Here is a 20451-nt window from a genome sequence, read left to right as displayed (position 1 = left end):
GCCTGAGAAAACACCCTGCTTTTCACGCTAAACGGAATCTGCGCCTCTTGAAGCGGCGGTTATTCTTCCCGCAGCCTCTCTACCGACACCGTTTCCGTATTTAATGGATTGGAGCCCACCTGTACGGTTGCCATGCTGTTCGCTACGTCTACATGCTCGATCCAAACGGCTTTCCCATCGAGCTGCACTCCAATTGTTTGCGATGAATCATAGATCTGCTTGGCGCGCGAAACGTCCATCAGGATCCCTCCTTAAGCTAAATTGCTATCTGCCTTCTTCCTCCATCGTATCGGTCGTCGATTCATCAATAAGGCCGTTATGAGGCGTTACATTGCCTCCTCCAAGCCCTTCGTTCACCATACGGTCAATATCCATAAAATAATCGGAGCGCCCTTCATGCTGGGCGTCAACGCCTGTACCATTAGTCGTATTTTCGCCTGCTGGTTGATCATTGATATCTGTCATTGCCTTCCCTCCTTTCTTTAAACAGCTCCTTGCCTACTTGCAAAATATGCCCGATCGGACACTTGTTCATTCATTCCTGCCGTCCAAGTTCCCGCTTATAATAATGGAGACAGCAGATGCGCAGCAGCTTCCGCCATTTTCTGAAGGACTGGCCGCTCTGAAAAACGGTTCAAGCTCAACTCCTCGCTATCCCGCTCATCCTGCCGAAAATCCCGTTTCAGCTGCGAAATAGATCCCGCATCAAATAAAAGCGCATTTTGCTCATAATTGTTGTAGAAGCTGCGCATATCCATATTCGCCGTTCCTACTGACGCCAGCATGCGATCAATAATGAGCACCTTGGCGTGTATAAAGCCTTTTTGATAACGAAACACTTTAATTCCCGCCTTAAGCAGCGGCTCTACATAAGACAGCGTAGCCCACAATACAAGCTGTGAATCCCCTTTGCCCGGAATAATGATTCGTACATCGACGCCGCTCAGCGCAGCTACCCGAAGTGCCATCAGCAAGCCCGGGTCGGGTATAAAATAAGGCGTTGACAAGCATATGCATTCTTTCGCAGCCATTACCGAAGCGACGACTGACTCCAATATCGGCTCTCCGATTTGATCAGGGCCTCCTGGCGTAATGAGTACCGGATTTCGGCCGTCGCAATAATGCTTGGGCATATAACGTTCATCGTCCAGCTCCTCATGTGCAGCAAAAGCCCAATCGCTTCTGAAAAGCTGCTGCAAAAAATAAACCGCATCTCCCTCCAACTGCACATGGGTATCCCGCCAAAAACCAAGCTTCGGATTTCCTCCCAAATACTCATCGCCTATATTAATACCTCCAACGAAGCCGATAGTGCCATCTATAACTGCGATTTTACTGTGATTGCGGTTGTTCAGCCTCCGCTCGTACCAGGCATGGCGCGGCGGCAAAAAACAGCTTGTCTGAATGCCAGCCGTATTAAGCTCGTGAATATAGGCCTGGCTTAGATTCATGCTGCCGATGCCGTCATACAGCACGCGAACTTTTACCCCCGCCCTTGCCCGCTCGATTAAAGCTTGCTTGAAGCGCTGCCCGATTCCATCATCCCGTATCGTATAATAATCAAGATGAATATAGCTTTCTGCCCGGCTAATCGCCGCCAAGATCGCCTCGTAGGTATCGTGTCCATTTTGGAGCACATCGACCTTATTGCGCAGCGTAATACAGTGGCCTTTCGAAGCCGTCAACAGCCGGAATAGCTGTTCTTGCCCATCAAGCTCCTGTCTTGCCTTCAAATCAGCAAAGCTTTGCGCATTTTGCGTCAGCTCCCCGGCTTGGAGAAGCTTCTCTTGAGCCAGCCGTTTATGTGTATGGCTGCTTTGGCGATTCACCGGCCGTGCAAGCAGCAAGTAAAGCACAATCCCTAAAATCGGCAGCAGCATCGTAATCGTCATCCAGGCAGCTAGGCGTGCAGGCCTACGATATTCCATTGTGAAGATAAATACAAATTGCAGTAAATAAAGCCCTAGAACGATGGCTAGGGCAATTGTAATCAACCAAACGGACATAGTAGTCCCCCTTGCATCCCCCACATAACCTGCGTTCGTGCGCTTGCTGTTTTAGTGTCGGCGGTTCAAGGTTTCCTTATGCGTTCATTTTTTTTAAGTTAAACGGAAGGCAAATCATATTGAAGATAAAAAAAGCATGCCAGCCTGATTTGATAAACCAGGTGACATGCTAGGCTGTGCGGTTCATTTTCGTCCCGTGCTAACCAGTGCGCTTCATCGTTGCCGAAGTTTCATTGACTCTGTGCATCCGGTCCCATATCAGCTTATGCATACTGAAATGCCGGCATAAAAATAATGGGAGCCGCTTATGCTTAATGCCGAGCTTGTAGCCAATGAGCTTCGCAGCCGATTCCGCAACCAGTACAGGAATCAAGTGATAACGCCGTTCTTTCAGCAAGCATTTGAGCTGGGTTTTTACCAGCTTGAAACCGGGTTTTCCCACCTTGCTGTACGGGATAATCCATTCATTTCGGCACATGGACACCCCATTATCAAAGAAACGCCTGAACTGCTGCAGTACCGTATATTCATGGGAGTGATACACACCAGCTTCAGCAGCATAAGCAATATTATAGCCATTCATCACACAAGTAGCCGCCATAAACATATCCTCATTGAAGATAACCGGTGCGTCAAAGCTGCCCATCTCATAAAAGGTTTCCCTCCGGTACGCCGCGCACACATTTGAGCAAATGAACGTCTGAATGCCCATTTGGTCAATATCCGCTTTAGATTTCAAACGTGGTTCTAGCGGATAGTTTGATTCCCGCGCAAGCCGTTCCAGTATGCCAGCATTTGGATAAGGGATTTGTCTCGCATAAGAGCAGGCCGTTCTCTCGTCTGCCAGCAGCGGCTGGATCAGCTTTTCAAGCAAATAATCATCATAAGGAAGGGCGTCCTGCGTCATAAATACGAAAAAATCGCCTTTAGCTTGAGCCGCCGCCGCATTTCGTGTTCCCCCATGGTCAAATTCGCTGCGCTGCACGGACATCAACCGCGTTCCCAGCTTTCGCGCCCGTTCGACCGTACCGTCCTCTGAAGAAGAATCCATTATAATAATTTCGTAGGGACGCAGAGTCTGTTTTTTCAGCCGCTCCACCTGCTCAGCCAATCCCGCCCCCGCATTTAACGTTGGTATGATAACTGATACTTTCACATCCGTACTGCGGTCAGTAAGCATTTTTATTGACAAACCCTCTCACAATCGTCATTACGATAATTTTCAAATCCAATATAAACGTCCAGTTCTCGATATAAAAAATATCATGGACGATGCGTTCCTCAATCGATGTATCGCCACGCAGCCCGTTCGTCTGTGCCCAACCGGTTATACCAGGGCGAATCTGGTGCTTGATCATATACTTCGGAATTTCTTCCTTGAACTGGCTGACGAAATACGGACGCTCAGGCCGCGGACCGACGACGCTCATATGCCCGAACAGCACATTGAAAAACTGCGGAAGCTCGTCAAGACTCGTGCGGCGCAGAAAGCTGCCAAATTTCGTACGCCGCGGATCATTTTCCACCGTCCACTGCGTGTTGGAAACCTCACCAGTCGATACGCGCATCGAGCGGAATTTATACATAAAAAAGTTTTTGCGATCAAGCCCCATCCGTTCCTGCTTAAACAACACAGGACCAGGGGAAGTGAGCTTGATCCCGACTACCGTAGCTAGCATAATGGGGGACGTTAAGATAATTGCGATTAAGGAAAAAATAATATCAAAGCCACGTTTCAGCACGCGATTGCTGAGCTCATCCAGCGGCACATCCCGCACATTAATAAGCGGAATACCCGCAAAATTATCAAAGAACGGCCTAGCCGGCAGCAAATCGAAAAAGTCCGGTATAATTAGCGTCTTCACGCCTGTCTTTTCGCATGTCTCAATAATTTGCGCGTATTTCTTATGCGCTTCTAACGGAAGCGCTATAATGACCTCGTCAATCGTTAGCTCGTTCAGCTTCGCCTCAAGATCATCCAGGCAGCCGATAATCGGCTTCATGGTCTGAAACTCTTCCGCATGCTCCTCCTGGTAATCATCAAGGAAGCCGACTGCTTCATAACCGAGTTCCGGACGCCTAATCAATTTCTCGTAAAAGCTTCGCCCCACTGAGCCTGCACCAACAATAAGCACATAACGCTTGTTATACCCGCGGCGACGGAAGGAGAACAGCATTGACTTAATTACATACCTATATAACGATACCGCAATAATATTCATTACAAAGAAAATAACAAGAAACTCCCGGGAAATATGTACTTCGCCTGTAAAATAAAACAAGCTCAGCAAACCAAGAAAGCTAATCGTCTGAATTTGAATAATTTTCAATACTTCATAGGAAAAGTTTTTGCGGCGTTTGGGTGAATAAAACTGCAAATAGAAGCCCACAACAACAGCTGAGAAAGAATAAACGGTTCCCCAAAGCAAATAAGTAGAAAACGGAATGGATTGAACATAATCAAGCAACTCACTGTAAAACTTAAGCCAATACGCTGCTAAGAAAACGATTAGCGTACACAGAAGATCCGCCAACATATATAATTGCGTTAAAATCCTTTGATTCTGTCGGATCATTACAGCGCACTCACCTACATTCTATCAAATTTCGACTCTACTAGCATTGTAACAAAATCTAGGAGAAGATAAAACCCCGCTTCCAGTGAGCGGGGAATGAACCAATAATTAATTGAAATTTGTTTTATTAAATAATATATAGTGATACAGCAGTTTCATTTCGATAAAAGTTAAACATCAACATTTTCAAGAAAATGCTGAAGTGCTTCTTTCCATGGACGCAACAGTTTGAATCCCGTACTTCTTATCCCACAGTGATCCATTACGGAATATGCTGGACGAGGGGCAGGCCTTGGAAATTCATTCGTCGTACATGGTTCTAAATTCAATTTATAGCCACTCTCTTCAAAAATAGCTTGTGCAAACTCAAACCACGAGCATATTCCTGTATTTGAAGCATGATAAATGCCATAAAAATCGCTTTGAACAAGTTCCAATAAGAACTCCGCTAAATCATACGTATATGTTGGAGAACCAATCTGGTCAGCTACTACTTTCAAATTATCTTTCTCTTTACCTAACTTAAGCATGGTCTTCACAAAATTATTGCCATGTCTGCCATATACCCAAGACGTGCGTACAATAAAAAAACGATTATGCAGGGATTGAACAGCCTGTTCCCCACCTAATTTGGATTTGCCATAAATCGTTTTAGAGTTTGTCTGATCATATTCGTTATAAGGCACTGAAGAGGTTCCATCAAAAACATAATCAGTGCTGATGTAACAAAGCTTTGAACCCACTTCCCTTGCTGCGATAACTATATTACGCGTCCCAACCATATTCACACGAAAAGCCTCGTCCGGTTCGGACTCGGCTTTGTCTACTGCTGTATAGGCTGCACAATGAATAACAACATCGGGCAAATGCTGTTTGAGCACTTCCCGACATTGAATTAAATTTGTAATATCAAGGGTATCACGCCCAAGGCCGATAATCTCCGCCTGCTCTGTCTGCCATTCCGTTATTTCACGTCCCAACTGACCGTTAGCACCAGTCACGATAATTTTCAGCTTAGACTGCTTCATGCGTTCTCCTCCAAGCGCTCCTTATACTGAGTATCGTAATATTGCTGGTAGGAACCGGATATAACCTGATTCATCCACTCTTTATTGTTTAAGTACCATTGAATCGTTTCTTTGATTCCGCTCTCATATGCAAATTTCGGCTTCCATCCGAGCTCGTTACGTATTTTATCAGCATCAATGGCATACCTGCGATCATGACCTAAACGATCTTTTACATACGTAATAAGTGATTCCGGTTTCCCTAGCTCCGCTAGGATGGTTTTAACCACATGAAGGTTATCGCGCTCATTACTTCCTCCAACATTGTATACCTCACCATTGCGCCCTTTGTGTAAAACCAGATCAATTGCGCTGCAATGATCTTCTACATATAACCAGTCCCTTACATTCAAACCATCGCCATATACAGGAAGAGGCTTATCCTGAAGGGCATTCTGAATCATGAGCGGAATGAGTTTTTCTGGAAATTGATAGGGGCCATAATTATTAGAACAACGAGTGATATTAACAGGTAAGCCAAAGGTTTCATGATAAGCTCTTACAAGCAAATCCGCCCCAGCCTTACTTGCGGAGTAAGGGCTGTTTGGAGCAAGCTGCGTTTCTTCGGTAAATAATCCAGTATCGCCAAGCGTTCCATATACTTCATCTGTAGACACCTGCAAAAATTTATTGATGCTGTATTTTTTCGAAAGATCTAGAAGAGTTTGAGTCCCCATAATATTCGTTTGCACAAAAATTTCAGGATGCAAAATGCTGCGATCCACATGCGACTCAGCAGCAAAATTAATTACTGCATCTATTCCTTCTGCAAATAACGGTTCAAGTGCCTCCCGATCAGTAATATCAATCTTAAGGAAGGTATAATTTGAGTGTGCCTCAATTGAACGCAAGTTTTCTAAATTCCCCGCATAAGTAAGTGCATCAACATTAATAATTTTATATTCAGGGTATTGATTAATCATATATAAAACAAAGTTGCTACCTATAAAACCGGCGCCGCCGGTTACTAATATTTTCATTTTAGTAACTCACCCTTCGTAATCAAAATTAATATCTGCATCGGTAAGCACAGGGTGCTTACTATCTTTATCCGAAAGTATTGGCTTAGAAGTCGGCCAATCAATAGCAAGTGCAGGGTCATTCCAAGCAATTCCCCGGTCATTCTCAGGTGAATAAAGTTCGTCAACTTTATATTGTACCTCACTATTTGCAACAATCGTACAAAACCCATGTGCGAATCCCTGAGGTACAAGCAGTTGTCTTTTATTAGCTGCGGAAAGAATAAAGCCCTGCCACTTACCAAAGGTAGGAGAATTCTTGCGAATATCAACGACAACATCATAAATCGCACCAGCAGTAACCCGAACCAGCTTGGTCTGAGCTTTCGGACTTAATTGATAATGGAGACCACGGAGTACACCAGCTTCTACAGAAAGAGAATGGTTATCTTGAATAAACTTAATGTGAATGCCATTTTCCTGAGCCGTTTTTTCGTTATAGCTTTCAGTAAAAAAACCGCGATTATCTCCATAAACTGCAGGTTCAAGAAGCCTTACACCTTGCAGCTTCGTATCCATTACTTTCATACGTCACCTGCTCTTTAAAGTTTAAGTTTCCCAAATTCCACACCAAATGTTAGTTCATTAGCCATTGCATTTGCTTTTGTCAACGAAGCATGTGTTCCTGCATCGGTCCACCAACCATGTAAAACATCATAAGACAACTCATTTGCTTCAATATACGCATTGTTGACATCCGTAATTTCTAATTCGCCGCGACCAGATGGCTTCAGCGTTTTAATAATTTCAAAGACTCTGCTGTCATACATATATATTCCCGTAACAGCGTATTTACTCTTAGGTTCCTGCGGTTTTTCCTCAATAGAAACAATTTTATCTCCTTGAAGTTCAGGAACACCATAACGCTGAGGATCGTGAACCTCTTGAATGAGGATTTTAGCTCCCTTATCTTGCTGATTAAAATCTTTCACAAAATCAGCAATGCTGTCTTCAAATACATTATCTCCAAGAATAACGACCATCTGATCACCGTTAACAAAGTTTTCAGCTAATCCGAGCGCCTGAGCAATACCTCCCGCTTCATCCTGAACTTTATAAGTAAAACTTGCCCCCATATCGCTGCCACTTCCAAGCAAATTAACAACATCGCCCATATGGTCTTTGCCGGTTACAATCAAGATGTCTTTAATTCCTGCTTCTTTTAATTTATGAATGGAATGAAAGATCATTGGGTATTTCCCTACCGGAAGTAAATGTTTGTTTGTAACTTTGGTTAAAGGATACAGTCTGGAACCAGTTCCACCTGCCAAAATAATACCTTTCATCTGCATACACGCCCCTATTTTTATTTACATGTAAAATCTATTTATGCTTTCTACTACTCTAGCAATATCACTTGATGACAATTTATAATACATTGGCAGCCTAAGCAACTTCTCGCTTTCCAAAGTTGTATGAATATCTTCTCCCCAAAATGTAGCATATTGCTCCCCTGCTTGCGAAGAATGCAACGGAATATAATGAAATACAGATTGTATCTCCAACTCTTTCAAATATTGAGTCAATTTAGTTCTTTCTTCAATCGATTTGCACTTTAAAAAGAACATATGAGCATTATGTTCGCATTCCTCAGGAATGTAGGGTAAGTGGATGTCACCCCTAGTTTCAAGCTCCAACAATCCATTGTAATAGTGGTTCCAGCTTGCAAGACGATTATCATTTATTTCTTCAGCTTTTTCAAGTTGAGCATACAAAAATGCGGCATTTATTTCACTTGGCAAATAAGATGAGCCAATATCCACCCAAGTGTATTTATCAACTTGCCCTCGGAAAAATCTTGAACGGTCTGTACCTTTTTCACGGATAATTTCCGCTCTTTCTATGTATTGCTCTTTATTGACTAATAGGGCTCCTCCCTCACCACAATTGTAGTTTTTGGTTTCATGAAAACTGTAGCAGCCCATATGACCAATAGTACCTAAATACCGCCCCTTATACTTACTCATAACACCTTGAGCCGCATCTTCAATAACCACTAGATTGTACTTCTCGGCCAATCCCATAATTGTATCCATTTCACAAGCAACACCTGCATAATGCACAGGAACAATAGCTTTAGTTCTGGCTGTAATAGCAGCTTCAATCAAAGTCTCATCTATATTCATTGTATCGGGGCGAATATCTACAAATACAATTTTAGCCCCTCTCAATACAAAAGCGTTTGCCGTAGAAACAAATGTATAGGAAGACATGATGACCTCATCGCCTTCCTTTATGTCAGCCAATATGGCTGCCATTTCTAAAGCATGTGTGCAAGAAGTTGTTAACAAAGCTTTAGGCGTATCAAATGTTTTCTCCATCCATCTGTTGCTTAACTTCGTGAACTCGCCATCTCCTGAAAGCTTTCCACCTACAATAGCTTTCTGAATATTGGCCTGCTCAGTACCTGTCACTGCAGGAACATTAAATAGAATCATCGATGATTTCTCTCCTTTTAATCACTACCGCTGGGGTACCTATTGCAATGGAATAGGGAGGAATGCTTTTTGTGACAATAGAGCCTGCTCCAATAACACACCCTTCTCCTAAAACTACTCCAGGCAATATCGTTGTATTTCCTCCAACCCATACATTGTTCTCTATAATTACTGAACCTGCTGTATCTGGAAGATTTAAATATCGGTAGTCATGAGAAGCTGAAAACACAACTACATTGGGCCCTAATGCGATATTGTCACCTAGTATAATTTCTGCTTCCTTTATTTGATAGGAGCCGTAAAGTTGACAACCTCTATTAATCCAAACGTTATTTCCAATAGTAATTTTTGACGGATATCTATAATAGGTTTTATAATCAAGATTATTATTTTTTCCGTACTTTTTAAAAGCTACTTTAAAGATAACTTGCCTCATAAATGGAGGGAATATTTCAAGAAAAATATAAAACAAGTTAAAAACATAAGAATACAAACTAAATAAAAACTGTTTCATTTTCATAAGTTAAAAACAATCACCCCTATGATAATAAATACTGTCGACAATACCGTTTGTTTTGTGTATCTTTCTTTCAAAATCACATTAGAAAGTATTAAAGTACTCACATAATTCAAAGATATAATAATGGTAAGACTTTTAAAGCTTATATGTTTCAAAAGATAAACAACCACAATTGTAGATAAGAAAAACAAACTGTAGCCTATTAACGTTTGAATATTAAACTTTAAAATGGACTTCTTTTCATTTATATTCAAAGCCCCGAGTTTCAAAAAAATCTGTGCAAAACTATTAATTAAAACAAGTATAACAATTACGAACACTATCATTTAGTCTCACTCTTTATGTTCTGAATTACTATGCCTATCATTATTATTAACACTCCCAAAATATTATTAAGAGTAACTGCTTCATTAAAAATAAAATAACTGAATATAAGTATAAAGACATTATTCAACGAGGTTAGAGGATAGGCTACCGAAAGATCTATCTTTCTCAACGTTATTTGCCAAAAGATTGCCTGCAAAAACAGGCATACAATTGCAGCCAGGTAATAACCATTAAGCATCACTAAAAAGAAACTATCTTTTTGTAAATCAGTAGCTGCAAATTTAGATAAAACAGAAGAAACGGATTGAAAAATTACACTCAATAATAAAAAGATATAATTAATACTCCATCGCATCTTTATTATTTCTCCATCCCCAGATAAAATATGCTGAATCAGGGCCCGTATGAAACAAAACATCAAGAATAGTAACAAAATGCTCGAATGGAGGATGAAATTGTGAATATTCCGGATAGTTCGAATAGTCTTTATAGATTAAATTTATACCGGCCTCGCGGAATCTTTCCTCTTCAATATAGGCTTTAGCCGCGGGTCCTGAGATATATTGTTCTGTTTTTACTTCTTGGAGCAGGCTTATCAGTTTGTCTAGCTTTTTACTCTTTATATTAAATTCACTTGAATCAACAAAGGTTGCTTTAATTCCTAAAAACTCTTTTGATATATGTTCTATTACATATTGATTAAATTCTGATAATCTGCTCCATTCACGCTCAAGATAAATATGCTCAAAAAAATCTTTATATTGATGGAAATATGGAGCTTTAGAATAAGTCATTTTAATTTCATTCCAATGCTTTGCTGCCCAGTTTGATGGTGGCAGCTCTACCTCATTTATGAGCCTGTCTTCTCTTGAACCTACGGGTACAGTAAGCCATTTCAGACCTGAATTCGTCTTTACTTTGTTTCTATTTCTCCAATCATTTTTCGTGTATTGTAAATCATCATGAAAGATAAAAATATCAGAATCGTTGATTATATCAAAATAACCCTTCCACGGAATATAATTCGACTGTATTACAGATACCGTATTCATAGTCTTCTCCTCAATAGTCAATTTCATTGCAATCAAATAAGATTTTTGATAATAGTGACTGTTTGATATGCTTTTTCCTCACTAAAATTTTTATCATTAAACAAATTGATAATATTCGAATGTAAACTTTCTGCTTTAGGGGAAAAGCCTTCAGTGAATATCCCCTTTAAAGAAGCGTAATGTGTGCTGGCAAATAAATTATTTTCAAAAAGCATATTAATAATTTCATCCCTATTAGGAACTTTAATGTTAAATCTCCAAAGCTGGAACTCAGGGTCAAGCTTAATACGATCTGGAAGATTATCAGCATAAATCTTATTTATTCTGTTTTTCATCTTAATACTATCCCTATATTCTCGCTCAACTTGCCTAGAATATTCTTCAAATGATGTTTTCACAATAGAGTTATCCAGCCATTCTGAATCTTTATATATATAAGAAGAACGTTCCTTTAGATTCTGCTTGTAGTCTTTGACTAATTCTTCATGCATGAATTCATTATATTGAAGGGTATGTTTTTTGTATTTAACATCCCGATTGATTTGTGCAAATCCTCCAAAACCTAAATCGACTATTTTAGAATATCCCGTGCTGTATAAAATTACATCAGCATAAGTCCTAACATGCTGTAGATTCGGCACAGCAAGACATTTATCATCAATAATCATAAAATCTTCGCTTATTTCCTTTATACTTTTGAAAAAATCCTCAAATGAGTTATTCACTCCAAATGTCCGAACAAAAAAAACACCAGCGTATTGCTCTGAGTTTAATTTAAGCTTCTGTAGAGCCACTTCTTCATCCATGCATAATGTTTCATTACATATATCTATAAATTCAATTCTTTTATTTGCTTTAAAAAAAGTGATCGGAACGATTGGACACACATTTGAAGGTAGTAAGAAAATTTTATGATCTGGAATTTCACTCAACAAATTATATATAATTGCAGAAGCTCTAGGTTCTAGGATCATGCTTATACTCCTTTGCTGGATTGCCAAATACAACTTTATTCAACTGCACATCCGTTAGTACATTTGAGCCCATACCAATAAATGCATAGTCGTTTATTTTAATATCCTCTCTAATGGAAGAGTTTAAACCAACAAATATGCCATTCTCCATCTTAATATTTGACCCGATACAAACAGAGGCAGCAATATAATTATTATTTTTCATTTGAGTATCGTGCTCAACCACCACATTAGAGTTAATAATATTATAATTACCAATTCTCACGTTAGTTTGAATTGAACAATGAGACAGAATTACATTTCCAACACCAATCTCCACATTTTTGGAGACGTATGATGTTGGATGTATAAACGTGTAAAATTTGCTGATTGGTATTTCGTAGCTATCAAGAAGTTTAGCCCTCTCCATCATTTTTTCAGGTTTGTAAAGAGAGTATATATACTTTACATCAGAATACTTTCCAAATTGATTTTGGAGATTAGCAGTGGAACAAAGAATAGGATATCCATTTATAGATGCTCCTAACGAAACATCATCTATAGAGAAGCCCAGAAACTCCGTCTTTTCTCCATGCTTAATTTGAGCATCCATTATTTGATCTGCAATATTAACAGCCGTACCTTTACCACCGATAATTATGATCTTCATTAGCAGCTCCTACTCATTTTCAGTAGATTTTGAAATAATATATAGTGGTTTTTTAGTCGTTTTAAAATTAATTCTGCTTAAGTACTCTCCGAAAATTCCAAGTACTAATAACTGAATTCCTCCAAATAATACTACTCCAGCTATGATTGATGCATAACCCGCAATTGGAATTCCAATAAATATTTTCCTGGATAGGATAACTAATAACCAGGTGAACCCTGAAGCAAATGCTAGTAATCCTATCCATGAAGCAAACTTCAAAGGTATATCAGAAAAAGATACAAAAATATTCACCGTATGCTTAACTAGCTTGGATACACTGTAGTTACTGCCTCCGTGCTGCCTCACTCCATGTTCTACAAATACTGTTGAATAATTATTTGTAACCCATGCTAAATAACCATCTACAAAGGGGAAGGGCGATTCAAATTGGATTAATGCCTTTCCAATTCTTGCATGCATCATTCTAAAAGATGTATATTCATAATTCAAATTTGGAATGGCTTTATTAAATAAGTTTCTTGCCAATTGCGAGGTCATGTTCCTCCATTTAGCATGTGACCTTTCTTTATAAATGCCATAGACTAGATCGTATCCTTTCTTGGTTTCTTCATAAAGCAAAGGAATATCTTCTGGCCTTTGCTCTAAATCATCATCTAGTGTAATAATCCATTCTCCCTCTGCCTTTGCAATTCCACAAATTATCGCTGCATGCTGCCCATAATTTTTAGTGAATTTGATTCCAATGACGCGGTTATCTTGCTCGCTTAGCTTCTGAATCACACCCCATGAATTGTCTCCACCGCAGTCTTCGACTAATATGATTTCGAAACTTTTACCGAGCTCTTCAAGTGCCGACTTAAGGCTCTCATACAATTTCACCAAGGTTTTTTCAGAGCGATATACAGGTATTACAATTGAAAAATATGGTTTCATTAAGGTCACCTTTCTTAAACTACAATTCTCTACAGTTACGATATATCTATAAAAATTAATTCTACCGAAGGCAACTGCCCATTCTTAATTAATACCATAATTCAGAATAACTAAGTCATACTTGGTTCCCTCAATGACATTTCCATCTTGTATCCCTACTTTTCTTAACTCATCAAAAAGATTGTACACAGATTGAACGTCTTCTGGCATTGTATGAGGCATAATAATGTATTTGGTTTTGCTCCATAATAAAAATTTCTTTAAATTATCCAAGTCAGAAAACAATTGGGAGTTACCCAAATAATCCGATGCCGAAGCATTTACTGTTTCCATTCTGCATGATAGTTGATTTAATAAATAATCATCTCCCAAACCAATACACTTTTGAAAGCCATCATCTTCTTTCAATCTTTGTTCAATTTTCGTTAAATCATTATATTCAAATAGCTTATTTTTCATTTCTACTGTGTTATTGCTTTTTTGAATAGTAGCATTTATAGGAGACATGCCATAACTCCAAGAAGGATGCGACGTAAACATTATAAGTGATTGAAAAGGGATAACTAATATTAAAGAAATTATGAGGAGATTTTTATACTCAAACATTAGAAAAGATATGTAACTGAGTAGGCTTACTAATACTAAAATTAAAGGAACCAAGTAAAAATTGCTGTCTCCACCGTTTGGAAGAACTGTGGCATAATAAACACCAACCAAACAAACAGGTAGAACAAGAATTAAAATGTTGTTTTTTTGAATCACTTTAACTCTTAGTAGGTTCAATAAAATAAACAAACCAACTAATATTAAGCCAAAATTCCCCATCCATAACATAATAACATGTCCAAATGGCTGCGGATCAAACAACAAATGATACCAGCGTGAAAAGATATTTATCATTCCAAAAGCATCAGATGAGGCGACCTCTCCAACGTTTTTCATTATAAAAGGATATTTAACGTCAAAACCAAGTAAACTCCATACATTTCCGAATGTAGGGTAAATGGGAACTCCTGTAATGATATATGTTCTATAACATATTCCTAGAAATATGAAGACTGAAAAACTAAACAACAGCAGAGGAAGCCAACTAATCTTTAAATTAATTTTCTGTTTAAATTCCTTCCTATTCATAAACCCATATATAACTGCTCCTACAATAATAAATGGAACATACAGCATGCTGGTTGGCTTACCGCCTAAAGATAAAACAAAAGCGATAATAGCGTACCAAAAATAAATGCTTTCTGACTCATTAGAAGGATTTCTCAAATAGAAAAACCATTTCCACATATAATATAAACCCAACACTATTAAGAAGGTAGAAAAAATATCTGTCTTTGAAGTCGATGCCATATTGGAAACCATAGGGATACATCCTATTAGACAAACATAAAAAAATGAAATAAATTTAGTATTAGACAATTCTCTAAAAAATAAAAAAACAGTATAGAGTAAAAGCAGAAGAAACATTACATTTCCTGAAATAATATAGCTGTAGCTCCCCAAATTACTAATCGGAATTAAAAAGAATTCCAAAAATTTGGGATATAAATGAACATAACTAACTAAACCCAAGTTATCGTAAAAGGAATTTTCTCCCACCAATACTGCTTCAGGTCTCAACCCATACCATATGGAGTCAAATTCATATACTAATAATGTATTTGACTTTGCAAATTGTATAAGTATTAATAAAAGCACAAATGTAGCAGGAATTTTTTCAGATGTTGTTAAGCTTTTGAATTTTATAAAGGCATAAGCACTAAAAGGTAGGTTAAAACCGTTAATGAAACTCATCAACAATAATATTACTGTAACTATTCTTAAATCATTAAAACTACCAAATCCTAATAAAGAGCATATTATACTCACGGTACCCCAAATCAACAATCCTATCAAAAAAAATGCAAGATATTCATTTTTATTATTAGTTTTCTTATTTCTTAAAACAATTTTTAGAGTGGCTCTACCAATAGATATAATTGTTTCAAAGTAAATAACACTCAATAAAGCTGCTATTAAAACACCATGAAGATACAAAAAAATCCCGCTTAATATGGTAATTATATATACAGACTTATTGCTTTTAGTTAATAAAATCGCTAAAGTGAATAAGAATGCAATTAAAATAATTTCTCCTATTCCATTCATTGTTTCCGGTTGTTCAAGCTGCCAAGCGTACACTTTAACCAATATATTTTTCAAAGCTGCGTATTGAAATAATACAGAACAGATAGCGGCTCCTACTAAACAAAATAAAATATACTTTTTTTTGTTTGTATCCAATTCTTTCATAACTTCTCCCCAATTTTCTGAATAATAAGATCTTTATACTTATCAGCTCAAAACCTGTATCTTACTAATCAAAGCACTCATTTGACGCTGATCTTCATTTGTCTCCGATGGTATATGCACAGCATTAAATTCTATAGTAACCAAATTTGTATTACTCGATGATTGCACCGGGATATTTAAAAAGAACCCTTCGCCAGGTTTAATATCCGTATCATTGATCTTAGCATTATTTAAGTATATGCTTACTTTACTAATTTCCTTGAATTCCTCTGGCACGAAACCATTAATAAGTAGTTTGGCATTACTAGGGACATCCAACTCGATATTTGCCTTTTGAGCAATCCAACGGTAATTTTCATTATTATTTTGTGGTAGCCATCCATCTTTAAAAACACTCTCGCTTTTTAAATAGGGAAATTCAATAACACTTGGTTTTGCATTAAAGTTCAAAAACAATATAACAATTATAATAAGATAAACTGAATACTTTAACCAGTTCATATTCAATAAGTAGTTAATTACTGTCTGTAATATTTCCCACACTCTTATTATGAAATTAGGGAGCAGTCGATCTAAATTTTTCTCACCAATAAGCTTTACCTTCTTAAGTTTCAGAAAATTTTTCTCAATAATAAACCAAGAGGCTATAGCCAACAAATACGTTAAAGGGAAGGCGATTAAAAAATTTACCCACTCACTTGTCTTGCCTCCAAAAAAATGCGTTACAGTTTGTTGAATAGGAAAGGCATATAAATAGATGCCATAAGAGAAGTCCCCATATTTAGTAATGACGCCAAGTTTAGTCTGAGGTAGAAAGGCTGCATAAAGAATGAGATAGGCTCCCACAATTACAAAAATGGGCTTAAAGCCCCCATAGTAGAGTGAGAGGAATAATAAAGCTACTCCTATCATCGCAAATTCTTTTTTTATGTATATAACGTTTTTAAATAAACAGGCAATACTTCCTATCATAAAAAAAAGAAGAAGTTCAGATAGCGTTTTAACTTCTAATCCAAACAAATGCCCGCCGCCTGCTGGGGCAATCGTATCACTAAATACATAATAATAAAATAAAGCACTCGTCAGTAACAGCATTAAATAACGATGCTTTAAAAGCCCTAAGAATCCTAAAGCGCCTATAACGAGATAACATAAAAACTCAAAGGGAATCGTCCATAACGATCCATTTACGGAGCCTTTATATGCATTTATTTCAAACACTCCTGGCAAGTTCCACTGCATAGGGAACAAAAACACAGCTTTTAAATATTGAATAACTCCGTGGTCCATAAAATATTCACGAAATGATAACGAAGTCACGATAGGGCCTAACAATAAGGCTGAGAAAAATAACACCCCTATTAAACCTGGAAAAATCCTTAATAGTCTTGCTTTTAAAAAGGTAATAAGATTATTGGAATACAAATAACTTTGAGTAATTAATAAACCGCTAATAATAAAGAAAACATACACAGCCAAATTGCCTAAGGTAATTTGACCATTAGAAATACGATATAAAGGTTCTTCATTTCCACTCCCCGATAGCGGATAGGCATGAGAAAAAATAACCAATATAGCCGCCACTAGTCGGATTAAATCAAAATAATTTTCCCTTCCCTTTAATAAATCATTCAAGGTTCTAGGCTTTTTCTCCAGTTCAAGTTCAGTAGTTGTATTCATAGCTACTCCCTGCTTATTGATTTAAAGGCCTACTCATCATCAAATTACTTTTCATCATCTAATAAAGTGATCATATCAATTACTTTCTCAATCGTTTGATTCGCCTTCGTTTCATAGACAGGGGCCGAATCATGCAATAAAATATTAAGCTTTACTCCAGCACGAATACCGGCTTCAATATCGCTTTCTTTATCTCCCAGCAATAGGCAGGAAGATAAGTCCAAACCAAACTCTTCCTCCGCCTCCAATATCATCCCTGGATTCGGTTTTCTATTGAAGGAATCCTGTTTATACGATCCTACTCCATGCTCGGGATGGAAGGGACAATAATACACCTTGTTTACCGATATTCCTTGTTTCTCGAATTGATCCAGCATCCAACGATTAAGAACCTCAAAATCATCTTCTGTATAGTAGCCTCTCCCAATTCCGGCTTGATTCGTAATTATGATCAAGAAGTATTTTTTTTGCTGCGCATACCTCATTACTTCAAATATGCCCTCTACAAATTCAAAATCTTCAATTTTATGAACGTAGTTTTTCTCAATATTAATGACACCATCACGGTCCAAAAACAAGGCCTTATTCATGATTTCCCAACTCGCTTTGTGCCCGATAGTAATCCTCTGGGATACCAATATCTATAAAGTAGTTGTCGAATGGGACAGCTTTAATAGTCAGTTCATTAAAATAACGTTGAATAAAATCAGTTTCAAAAGAAAAACTTACAGGAAGATCATATTTATTAAAGGTATCGCGAGAAAGAGCATAAACGCCTCCATTAATATAACCCCGATCTGTTTTTCGCTTTTCTTCAAATCCAACCACATCATTTTCTACTAACGTTACAGTCCCATATCGGTCAAAATGATGCATTTCTTTCAATGAAATTGTAATATCCGCATTATGTTTTTGATGAGTAAACATTAATTGATTCACATCGACATTGAATAAGGTATCACCATTTAGTACTAAAAAGTCATCACCTTTTATAAACTCCACAGCTTTCAGAATAGCCCCTCCTGTTCCAAGAGGAGCTTCTTCCACTGAATATAAGAGCTCCAGTGTATTTGCAAAGCTGTTGCCGTAATATTCTTCAATAAGCTGATGTTTGTATCCCGTTGATAAAATTACTCTCTTTACCCCTTGCTGCTGAAGAGTATTTAATACATAAGTTAAGAATGGTTTTCCATTGATAAGTGCCATTGGTTTTGGCACATCAGCGACAACTTGCTTCAACCTTGTGCCAAAACCACCAGCCAAAATAATGGCTTCCATATTAATTAAATCCTTTGCCAAATATAGTTTCTTCTACAACGGCACAAATAATATGACCGATTAAAATATGTGATTCCTGAATGCGTGGGGTCTCATCAGAAGGAACCTGAATACTATAATCGCACAGTTCGGCCATCTCCCCACCATGATTGCCGGTAAAGCCTACCGTAATAATACCCTTTTTCTTGCATTCTTTGAGCGCCTTAATAATGTTTTTAGAGTTGCCTGAGGTGGAAATACCTATGAATAAATCCCCCTCCACACCGTTTGCCTGAATTTGTCGAGCAAATAACTCCTCGTAGCCGTAATCGTTGCCTACTGCAGTTAAAATGGAAGTATCCGTCGTTAGAGCTATGGAAGGCAGGCCCGGACGATCAAAATAAAAACGGCTTACAAATTCCCCTGCAATGTGCTGAGCATCGGCAGCGCTTCCCCCATTTCCCGCCAATAAAGTTTTATTTCCTTTTTGATAAACTTGTGTAGTTACTTCAGCAACCTGTTTAATTAATTCAGTAAGTTCTTTACTCTCTAAAATCGCCTTTTTAACCAAATAAGAATTTTCAATTTGATCATTAATATATTTTTGCATCATTATGCCCTCCAGCTTTCTGTACCTTTTTCAGTGAAATGAAAATTAATGACTTTCCCTTGTTGCTCCTGCAATTTAGCTATCAATTGCCTTCTTCTAGCCGGGTCTACCATAAACATCATAAACCCACCACCTCCGGCTCCAGAGACCTTACCGGCATATGCTCCTGCTTCCATCGCAACATCATATATTTGGTCAATCAAATCATTGGAAATAGAAGCAGCCATCCTCTTCTTTGCATTCCAAGACTTGTTGAGATTAACCGAGAAATCTTTAAGATTACCTTTTAAAATATTCTCTTTCATCGTAAGGGCATCTGCCTTAAGTTCATGCATAGCACCAATTGATTTTTCATTTTTATTTTGCGTATTTTTCACTTGTTCATCTATAATTTTTGCTGACTCCCTCGAAGCCCCTAAATAATATAACACTATGGAACTTTCCAACTCATTAACGATCCAACTTTTAATACGGAGAGGATTCACGATGACACGATCATCTTTATAAAATTCAATAAAGTTAAACCCACCAAATGCAGCTGCATATTGATCCTGCTTTCCGCCACTTAAACCCACATCATTTCGTTCAATTTGATACGCTAGCTGCGCAATATCATATTCCCCCAAAGGAAGATTTAGCCATTCCGAATAAGCTTGAAGAATAGCTACAACCAATGTAGAGGAAGAGCCTAATCCTGATCCTGCAGGTGCATCAGAATAAGTTGTCATTTTAAAAGATAACGGTTCAAGATGATTGAATTCCTTAACGATTCTATTATAGACACCTTTATGCAAATCCAATAGTCCGTCATATTCCAATACTTGTACGGCATCGTATTGTACATATTCTTCTCTGTCTGATGCATTGAACGAAACTTTATTATCCTCTGTAACTTCAATTGTGCAGTAAGCATACATATCTACCGTAGCATTAAGAACGTAGCCCCCGAATTCATCACAATAAGGAGATACATCTGTGCCCCCTCCAGCCAAGCCTAATCTTAAGGGTGCCTTAGATCTAAAAATCATTGTTTAACATCCTT

At 38.0% G+C, this 20451-nt stretch carries 23 protein-coding genes; all 23 read right to left on the bottom strand.

Annotation, left to right across the window (positions count from 1 at the left end; translation table 11 throughout):
• Nucleotides 1-59 precede the first annotated feature (59 nt).
• The 23 genes from AC50Y5_RS07545 to AC50Y5_RS07435 all read right to left on the bottom strand — a co-directional run bounded on the left by AC50Y5_RS07545 (nucleotide 60) and on the right by AC50Y5_RS07435 (nucleotide 20437).
• Nucleotides 60-239 (bottom strand): H-type small acid-soluble spore protein, encoded by a 180-nt coding sequence (locus AC50Y5_RS07545; protein WP_056034102.1) that lies wholly within the window; start codon nucleotides 237-239, stop codon nucleotides 60-62.
• A 25-nt stretch (nucleotides 240-264) separates the two neighbouring features.
• On the bottom strand, nucleotides 265-465 hold the full coding sequence (locus AC50Y5_RS07540) for a hypothetical protein (protein ID WP_494859557.1): 201 nt from the start codon (nucleotides 463-465) through the stop codon (nucleotides 265-267).
• Nucleotides 466-560: 95 nt separating this feature from the next.
• The gene (gene cls / locus AC50Y5_RS07535) at nucleotides 561-2006 is read right to left on the bottom strand and encodes a cardiolipin synthase (protein ID WP_494859555.1); all 1446 of its coding nucleotides are present in this window, start codon (nucleotides 2004-2006) and stop codon (nucleotides 561-563) included.
• A 199-nt stretch (nucleotides 2007-2205) separates the two neighbouring features.
• Nucleotides 2206-3186 (bottom strand): glycosyltransferase family 2 protein, encoded by a 981-nt coding sequence (locus AC50Y5_RS07530; protein WP_494859553.1) that lies wholly within the window; start codon nucleotides 3184-3186, stop codon nucleotides 2206-2208.
• On the bottom strand, nucleotides 3176-4582 hold the full coding sequence (locus tag AC50Y5_RS07525; protein ID WP_494859551.1) for an undecaprenyl-phosphate glucose phosphotransferase: 1407 nt from the start codon (nucleotides 4580-4582) through the stop codon (nucleotides 3176-3178). Before AC50Y5_RS07525 ends, AC50Y5_RS07530 begins: the two co-directional genes overlap by 11 nt.
• Nucleotides 4583-4752: 170 nt before the next feature.
• Nucleotides 4753-5610 (bottom strand): dTDP-4-dehydrorhamnose reductase, encoded by an 858-nt coding sequence (rfbD, locus tag AC50Y5_RS07520; protein WP_494859549.1) that lies wholly within the window; start codon nucleotides 5608-5610, stop codon nucleotides 4753-4755.
• Entirely contained in the window at nucleotides 5607-6629 is a 1023-nt protein-coding gene (gene rfbB / locus AC50Y5_RS07515) for a dTDP-glucose 4,6-dehydratase (protein ID WP_494859547.1), read from the bottom strand. Before rfbB ends, rfbD begins: the two co-directional genes overlap by 4 nt.
• A gap of 9 nt (nucleotides 6630-6638) precedes the next feature.
• Nucleotides 6639-7196 (bottom strand): dTDP-4-dehydrorhamnose 3,5-epimerase, encoded by a 558-nt coding sequence (rfbC, locus tag AC50Y5_RS07510; RefSeq protein ID WP_494859545.1) that lies wholly within the window; start codon nucleotides 7194-7196, stop codon nucleotides 6639-6641.
• A gap of 14 nt (nucleotides 7197-7210) precedes the next feature.
• Nucleotides 7211-7954 carry a sugar phosphate nucleotidyltransferase gene (locus AC50Y5_RS07505; RefSeq protein WP_494859543.1) on the bottom strand — a complete coding sequence of 248 codons (744 nt, stop codon included), beginning with the start codon at nucleotides 7952-7954 and terminating at the stop codon, nucleotides 7211-7213.
• Nucleotides 7955-7978: 24 nt separating this feature from the next.
• On the bottom strand, nucleotides 7979-9106 hold the full coding sequence (gene rffA / locus AC50Y5_RS07500) for a dTDP-4-amino-4,6-dideoxygalactose transaminase (protein ID WP_494859541.1): 1128 nt from the start codon (nucleotides 9104-9106) through the stop codon (nucleotides 7979-7981).
• Nucleotides 9093-9626 carry an acyltransferase gene (locus tag AC50Y5_RS07495; RefSeq protein ID WP_494859540.1) on the bottom strand — a complete coding sequence of 178 codons (534 nt, stop codon included), beginning with the start codon at nucleotides 9624-9626 and terminating at the stop codon, nucleotides 9093-9095. The genes rffA and AC50Y5_RS07495 overlap by 14 nt, the downstream gene beginning before the upstream one ends.
• Nucleotides 9623-9952: an EamA family transporter gene (locus tag AC50Y5_RS07490; protein ID WP_494859538.1), complete on the bottom strand. Its 330-nt coding sequence runs from the start codon at nucleotides 9950-9952 to the stop codon at nucleotides 9623-9625. The genes AC50Y5_RS07495 and AC50Y5_RS07490 overlap by 4 nt, the downstream gene beginning before the upstream one ends.
• Nucleotides 9949-10308, bottom strand: a complete 360-nt coding sequence (locus tag AC50Y5_RS07485) for an EamA family transporter (protein WP_494859536.1) — start codon at nucleotides 10306-10308, stop codon at nucleotides 9949-9951. The genes AC50Y5_RS07490 and AC50Y5_RS07485 overlap by 4 nt, the downstream gene beginning before the upstream one ends.
• Entirely contained in the window at nucleotides 10292-11005 is a 714-nt protein-coding gene (locus tag AC50Y5_RS07480; protein WP_494859534.1) for a WbqC family protein, read from the bottom strand. Before AC50Y5_RS07480 ends, AC50Y5_RS07485 begins: the two co-directional genes overlap by 17 nt.
• Nucleotides 11006-11037: 32 nt before the next feature.
• Nucleotides 11038-11979, bottom strand: coding sequence for a hypothetical protein (locus tag AC50Y5_RS07475; RefSeq protein WP_494859532.1), 942 nt, complete (start codon nucleotides 11977-11979; stop codon nucleotides 11038-11040).
• Nucleotides 11963-12628: an LbetaH domain-containing protein gene (locus tag AC50Y5_RS07470; RefSeq protein WP_494859530.1), complete on the bottom strand. Its 666-nt coding sequence runs from the start codon at nucleotides 12626-12628 to the stop codon at nucleotides 11963-11965. The genes AC50Y5_RS07475 and AC50Y5_RS07470 overlap by 17 nt, the downstream gene beginning before the upstream one ends.
• Nucleotides 12629-12637: 9 nt before the next feature.
• Complete coding sequence (locus tag AC50Y5_RS07465; protein WP_494859526.1) at nucleotides 12638-13564, bottom strand: glycosyltransferase family 2 protein; 927 nt, start codon at nucleotides 13562-13564, stop codon at nucleotides 12638-12640.
• An 84-nt stretch (nucleotides 13565-13648) separates the two neighbouring features.
• On the bottom strand, nucleotides 13649-15862 hold the full coding sequence (locus AC50Y5_RS07460; RefSeq protein ID WP_494859522.1) for a hypothetical protein: 2214 nt from the start codon (nucleotides 15860-15862) through the stop codon (nucleotides 13649-13651).
• Between the two features lie 42 nt (nucleotides 15863-15904).
• Nucleotides 15905-17542, bottom strand: coding sequence for an acyltransferase family protein (locus AC50Y5_RS07455; RefSeq protein ID WP_494859519.1), 1638 nt, complete (start codon nucleotides 17540-17542; stop codon nucleotides 15905-15907).
• 44 nt (nucleotides 17543-17586) lie between these two features.
• On the bottom strand, nucleotides 17587-18132 hold the full coding sequence (locus tag AC50Y5_RS07450; RefSeq protein ID WP_494859517.1) for a D-glycero-alpha-D-manno-heptose-1,7-bisphosphate 7-phosphatase: 546 nt from the start codon (nucleotides 18130-18132) through the stop codon (nucleotides 17587-17589).
• On the bottom strand, nucleotides 18125-18841 hold the full coding sequence (locus tag AC50Y5_RS07445) for a nucleotidyltransferase family protein (RefSeq protein WP_494859514.1): 717 nt from the start codon (nucleotides 18839-18841) through the stop codon (nucleotides 18125-18127). The genes AC50Y5_RS07450 and AC50Y5_RS07445 overlap by 8 nt, the downstream gene beginning before the upstream one ends.
• Complete coding sequence (locus AC50Y5_RS07440; RefSeq protein ID WP_494859510.1) at nucleotides 18822-19412, bottom strand: D-sedoheptulose-7-phosphate isomerase; 591 nt, start codon at nucleotides 19410-19412, stop codon at nucleotides 18822-18824. Before AC50Y5_RS07440 ends, AC50Y5_RS07445 begins: the two co-directional genes overlap by 20 nt.
• Entirely contained in the window at nucleotides 19412-20437 is a 1026-nt protein-coding gene (locus tag AC50Y5_RS07435) for a GHMP family kinase ATP-binding protein (RefSeq protein WP_494859508.1), read from the bottom strand. Before AC50Y5_RS07435 ends, AC50Y5_RS07440 begins: the two co-directional genes overlap by 1 nt.
• Between the last annotated feature and the right edge of the window lie 14 nt (nucleotides 20438-20451).

This window comes from Paenibacillus sp. JT22N7, assembly GCF_059383875.1.
Note: the sequence above shows the minus strand (reverse complement) of the source record. Positions and strands in the feature narration are given on the sequence as shown.